Here is a 4,982-nt window from a genome sequence, read left to right on the forward strand (position 1 = left end):
TCCCTACCGCGACCGTCCGACCCCGGAGCCCGAGCCGTCGCCCGCAACGTCGTCGCCACCACTGGCCGCCGTGCGACACCGCAACTGACGGGCATCGGATTCGATTTCCGCTTACTCGTCGGCACTCAGCGCTACCTTTCCTCCTGTGTGAGCGTCGTTAACGGCAGCCCAACTCCGGCCGTCAGGCTGGTCCTCACGACAGCGCGGGGGTCAGCTGTTCTCGCCGTCGACGGGCGGCACGGCCGGGCGGCCCTGGACCCCGGTGCGCAGGATGCCGTCGGCGAAGGTGAGCAGCACGGCGCCCCACACCGTGGCGAACAGTTCCCCGGCGCCTACCAGGCCGACGACAACGGCGGCCGCGCCGGCGAGCAGTGTCAGCGCCAGCCCGACGCCGGCCCAAACGGTCGGGGTCGTTGGGGGGTGGAGTCGTCCACGCCCTCCGAGCCGGGGAGGCGGTCTCCAGCGCGATCGCGGAGTCCGCGGTCAACCAGGTCGTCAGCAAGCGGATGGTCAAGAAACAACAGATGCGCTGGTCACCGCGCGGTGCGCACCTGCTCCTGCAGGTCCGCACCCGCGTCCTCAACGACGACCTCGCCGCGGACTTCGCCCGCTGGTACCCCACCAGCCCCGCGCACGAGACCGATCAGATCATGTGCGCTGCGTAGCTTCCACACTTTGTCCCGGTCCCCTCACCGCGTACGCCACGCTGCTGGAGCGCGACCGCCCGGACGGGCTCGTGCCCGACGAGCTCGGCGGGACCATTCGTCAGAAGGTGACGTACAGCCCGCAGTGCTGCTCGTCGGTGGTGCGCAGCATCGTGTCGAACTCGGTGAGGGTATCCGACCAGAGCTGGCCGGCCATTACCTCGGCCAGTCGCTCACGCTGCTGGCGTACGGAATCCCAGGAACGCAGGTAGGAACCAAGTTTACCCGGGTCGAACGGGTTGTCAGGCGGCCCGAACGCTTCGCCACCGATGAGCGGGTCGACGTCCTGGTCAACCTCACGGGCCAGGTCCATACCGACCTCCTCCCAGCCGTCACCGAGCCCGATATCCTCGGCCGGGTCGTAGTAGGCGGTCAGTGCCAGGTCGCCGAGCCGGTGCGCGTCCGCCGCCGATTCTGCCGCCCGCCAGTGACTGTCGAGCGGGGTACCCGTGTCCGGATCACGCAATCGATCACGATGAGTGTCGATGAATGCGACGAGCGGCGCGAGGTCGCCCGTGTCTAAGGCCCGCCTCAGGATTGGCGCGAGCTCGCCCTGAAACCCGCCGTAGTCCAAGGCGAATGCCCGGTGCTGGTTGGCCATCGGGCTCCTCACTCCCCCTCCGGCAGCCACGGCATGAGATCCCGCGGCGAGTACACATCCTGCCCGACGATAGCGCCTGTCGCCAGATCGTACCGGTTGATGATGATCTGATCAGGTAGCCGCCCCTGGCTCTGTTGGTACCCCTGTATATATCCGATAATCTGCTGGATGTACTTGGAGAACGGCCGGCCGTCCGGCTTGTAGTCCTGGATTTCGTCGCGGCCGAAGCTGACCCCGTCCGGCCGAACGGTCTGAGTGCCAGCGCCCTGCGGTTGTCCGGTGCGTAGGTCGACCCGCCTGGGTACCCGGACCCGATTGCCGCTCGCGTCGGTCAGAAACTCGTCGACCAGGTCCCACCGTCCGGACGCCCGGTCCTGCCCAGCGAAGTTGGTGTGGGCCTGGGTACCAGCTCGGTTGAAGACGGTCGAGCCGGTGACCGGATTGGTACCCAGCGGCGGGGGGCGCAGCCGATACTCCCGGCGGGCCGGGTCGTAGTAGTACGCATTGGGATTCCCGGCCGCCCGGAAGGGTACCTGTGCCCCGCCAGCGATCCTGTCGGCGATGGACTGCCCGCCGGCCGGGATGGGCCGGCCGGTCGCCGCGAGTACGGGCAGCTGTGCGCGCAGCACACTGGCGAAGTCGGCCGTGGACAGCGCACCGCGTATGAACGCGGCGACGGCGAGACCGACCGTGGTCGCCGCGGCGGCACCGCCCAGCAGCAGGCTGCCGACAAGCGGCGGGGTTGTCGGGCAGTCACTACCGCCGACGCCACCCCCCTTGTAGCTGATACCGCACGCGAGCGCGTTCGCGGGGGACAGCAGGATCAGGCACAGCACACACAGCAGGAGCGCGGCCAGGCGCCCGAGAACGGGGGTACCCTTCATCAGGCTGGCACCTCCACGACGGTCGCGAGTCGCTGCCGGCGGGCGAAGACCCCGGCCCGCAATGCACTTTCCGGCGGACCGTCGCCAGGCCCGTACGCGAGTCGGGCGGCCAGGTCGAACTGGGCTGTCTGCAGTTGACCGACTGCGGTGTACCCGGCCCAGCCATACCGCCGGAGCATGGTGACCCGCAGCCACAGACGCTTCGCCGGGGTCAGTAGCACGGGAATTTCCGGCTCGGTGACCGCGCCGAATCCACTCGCGGCCTCGGCGCGCAGCGCGATCGCGATCGCGGTTCCGTCACAGCGCCGGCCCACCCGCAACAACATCATGTAGAGCACTACGAACGGCCCCTGAAGCACGGCCAGAACCAACGGCTGCACCAGCATCACGTCCCACGACGGGTGCGCTTTCCAGCCGTGCGGCTCCGCATGGCCCCACCAGCGCAGCAACGCGTTGCTCGCAAAGTGCGCGCAGGCCGAACCGACATAGCCGCAGCCGATCGCGATACGGCGCAGCCGCACGTCGTCCAACTGCCGAGCAACCCCGAACGCCGCCCCGAGTACCGCGGAAAACGCGGTGTGTGCGGCCATCACGCCGACCGACTGACGAATCCAGAACTGGAACTCGGCGCTGACGCCATTGAACGCGGTGATGTATTCGACGCTCTCGGTCAGGTTGAAGCCGAGGCCGACCGCGGCACCGAGCACCACGCCGGAAACCACGCCGTCGAAGTACCGGCGGAACAGCAGGTACACCAGTAGGACGCCGGTACCCTTGCCGAGTTCCTCGAAGAGGCCGGCGCTGACGAACACCATGGTGTAGACGTTGTGCATGGTGCGCAGCAGGTCCATGCCACCGCCGAAATATGCGGCGCCGTACTGCATGGTCCAGATGTTCATCGAGCCGCCGAAGCCAGTCGCGATCAACGCACCCCACCCGAAGACCGTGAGAAACAGCCACAGTGGTACCCGCCGCAGGCGCTGTAGGCGGTACACGGCGAGCAGCGCGAGTCCGGTAGTGGGGAGGCATGCGATCAGCGCTGCGGGATGTCCGAAGAGCGTCCACACGGGGTACACGGTGAATGGCAGCAGCAGGGCCGCGGCGATCATAAGCCGGAGCACAGGCGTGCCACCGCGCATCCGCGACCAGATTGCGATTCCGGCAGCCACCAGCCAACCGACGATCGCGAGCCAGAATGCCACCTTCGGCGCGGTCGGCCACATGGTGCCGAGCAGGCTGACGAGCGGCTCCTCAGGCCGGCGGTGCGGGCGCGCGATGTCAATGAGCAGTTGTATGGCGTAGAGCCCGGAGAACAGCCCGCCGATGGCAAGCAGCGGGCGGGTCGCACGATCGATCATCATCTGCCCAGTCGCGTGGGTAGGGGGAACGGGAACCCGGTCGGAAGGTCCGTGGGGAAGTCCGTGGGAAGGGGGAACGGGAACCCGGTCGGAAGGTCCGTGGGGAAGTCCGTGGGAAGGCTGGTGGGCAACTGTGGCATTCCGCCCGGCCCGGTCGGTAGTCCGGGTACCCCAGGTAACTGCACCGTGGGGGCCGCGACGCCACAACTGGATGCCAGCCCGAGGATGGCGAGTGCGACGCCGAGCACACCAGCCGCCAGGACCAGGAGGAACGGGACGTTGGTCCTCACGGCATTTCTCACCACGGCGCCCGTGGGCACCGGCGCACGGACAGACTCCACCTGGCCTCCACATAGGGCGCCAACATCGGCCGCCGACATTCTAGCGGATATTAATGAGAAATGCCTCGACTGGACAAATTGGTCTATACCTTCTGGCACGTTTGCCCTGGTCGGGGGCCTGGAGACTGTCGGGGCAGTCCAGACCAGCAATTTCTCATTAATACCAGCCCGGGTTACGCCGCCCTGCTTTGCCCACCGACCGCGTTGAGGGGCCATGATCCACAATGGACACCGTTGGGTGCCAGACCTTGCCGATCGGCAGCAGCCTGAGCTCAGTTCTCGGTTGCGATTTGCTCGATCACGAGCACCCGCGGAGCCGCAGTTCAGCGGCGGATCCGGGTCCTACCAGCCGAAGGGGCACCCCTGACCAGGGGTGTCGGTAACAAGTGGTGATCCCGGGGAGCAGGACCCGTTTGTCGACCAGCCAGACCACCGCTCGGTCGAACAGGTCGCGCCGGCTGTCGCGGGTTTTCTGCACGCGGGAGGCGATGTAGGCGGCCACCTCCTGCTCGGCCTGGCCGAAGTCCCGGTAGCCCAGCAGGTCGCGGATCTCCCAGGCGTGCTCGTACTTGGTCTGCTGCCGCTCCGGGTAGAGCTTGGCGCACGACCAGTCGGCGATGCCCAGCTGCTCGGCCATGTACCGGATTACGACCTCTGGCACGCCCATCGGGTCCGAATCTGTAAGGAACATACCTAACATCCGAATTGTTCCTAATTGAACGGCCCAACCCAGCCGGTTATGCAGGCGCCGTTTCGACTGGGCCAGCGCGAGTGTGTCGGCGTCGAGGTAGAAGAACCGCTCCAGCTCTTCGGGGGTGGGATCCGCCACGAACCTGCCGTACCGGCTCACCTGCTCGCTGGACAGGTACTCGTGTGACACGGGCCACTACTGTAGGCACCTGCTCGTCCGCCGCTCGGCAGCACCCCCACGGCGGATCCCGCCCGCGCACCCGGCCTGACCTGCGGCTCAGCGCTTACCGCTAATTCTCGGCCGGATAGTCCCCAGACCCGGCCTCGGCTAGAGGGCTTGGGCGGGCGAAGCCGCGAAGGATGGGTCAAGTTCGGGGTGTGCAGGTCAGGCCGCGAGCCCGGCG

Annotated in this window: 5 protein-coding genes and 1 pseudogene; 1 reads left to right on the top strand and 5 read right to left on the bottom strand. The window is 67.4% G+C overall.

Going from position 1 to position 4,982, the window contains the following annotated elements; genetic code table 11:
- Positions 1 to 440 precede the first annotated feature (440 nt).
- A pseudogene (locus MJ797_RS25855) lies at positions 441 to 665 on the top strand (ISKra4 family transposase); the annotation flags it as partial.
- Between the two features lie 100 nt (positions 666 to 765).
- On the opposite strand, the gene MJ797_RS25860 reads toward MJ797_RS25855, so the two are convergent.
- The 5 genes from MJ797_RS25860 to MJ797_RS25880 all read right to left on the bottom strand — a co-directional run bounded on the left by MJ797_RS25860 (position 766) and on the right by MJ797_RS25880 (position 4,768).
- Positions 766 to 1,305 (bottom strand): hypothetical protein, encoded by a 540-nt coding sequence (locus tag MJ797_RS25860; protein ID WP_239342232.1) that lies wholly within the window; start codon positions 1,303 to 1,305, stop codon positions 766 to 768.
- 8 nt (positions 1,306 to 1,313) lie between these two features.
- On the bottom strand, positions 1,314 to 2,189 hold the full coding sequence (locus MJ797_RS25865; RefSeq protein ID WP_239342233.1) for a hypothetical protein: 876 nt from the start codon (positions 2,187 to 2,189) through the stop codon (positions 1,314 to 1,316).
- Positions 2,189 to 3,550, bottom strand: coding sequence for a PrsW family intramembrane metalloprotease (locus tag MJ797_RS25870; RefSeq protein ID WP_239342234.1), 1,362 nt, complete (start codon positions 3,548 to 3,550; stop codon positions 2,189 to 2,191). The genes MJ797_RS25865 and MJ797_RS25870 overlap by 1 nt, the downstream gene beginning before the upstream one ends.
- The gene (locus tag MJ797_RS25875; protein WP_239342235.1) at positions 3,547 to 3,837 is read right to left on the bottom strand and encodes a hypothetical protein; all 291 of its coding nucleotides are present in this window, start codon (positions 3,835 to 3,837) and stop codon (positions 3,547 to 3,549) included. The genes MJ797_RS25870 and MJ797_RS25875 overlap by 4 nt, the downstream gene beginning before the upstream one ends.
- Before the next feature lie 349 nt (positions 3,838 to 4,186).
- Positions 4,187 to 4,768 (bottom strand): DUF4158 domain-containing protein, encoded by a 582-nt coding sequence (locus tag MJ797_RS25880; protein WP_239342236.1) that lies wholly within the window; start codon positions 4,766 to 4,768, stop codon positions 4,187 to 4,189.
- Positions 4,769 to 4,982 lie beyond the last annotated feature (214 nt).

Origin of the sequence: Protofrankia sp. CiP3, assembly GCF_917627345.1 — a bacterium.
In the GTDB taxonomy this organism is placed as follows: Bacteria; Actinomycetota; Actinomycetes; order Frankiales; family Frankiaceae; genus Protofrankia.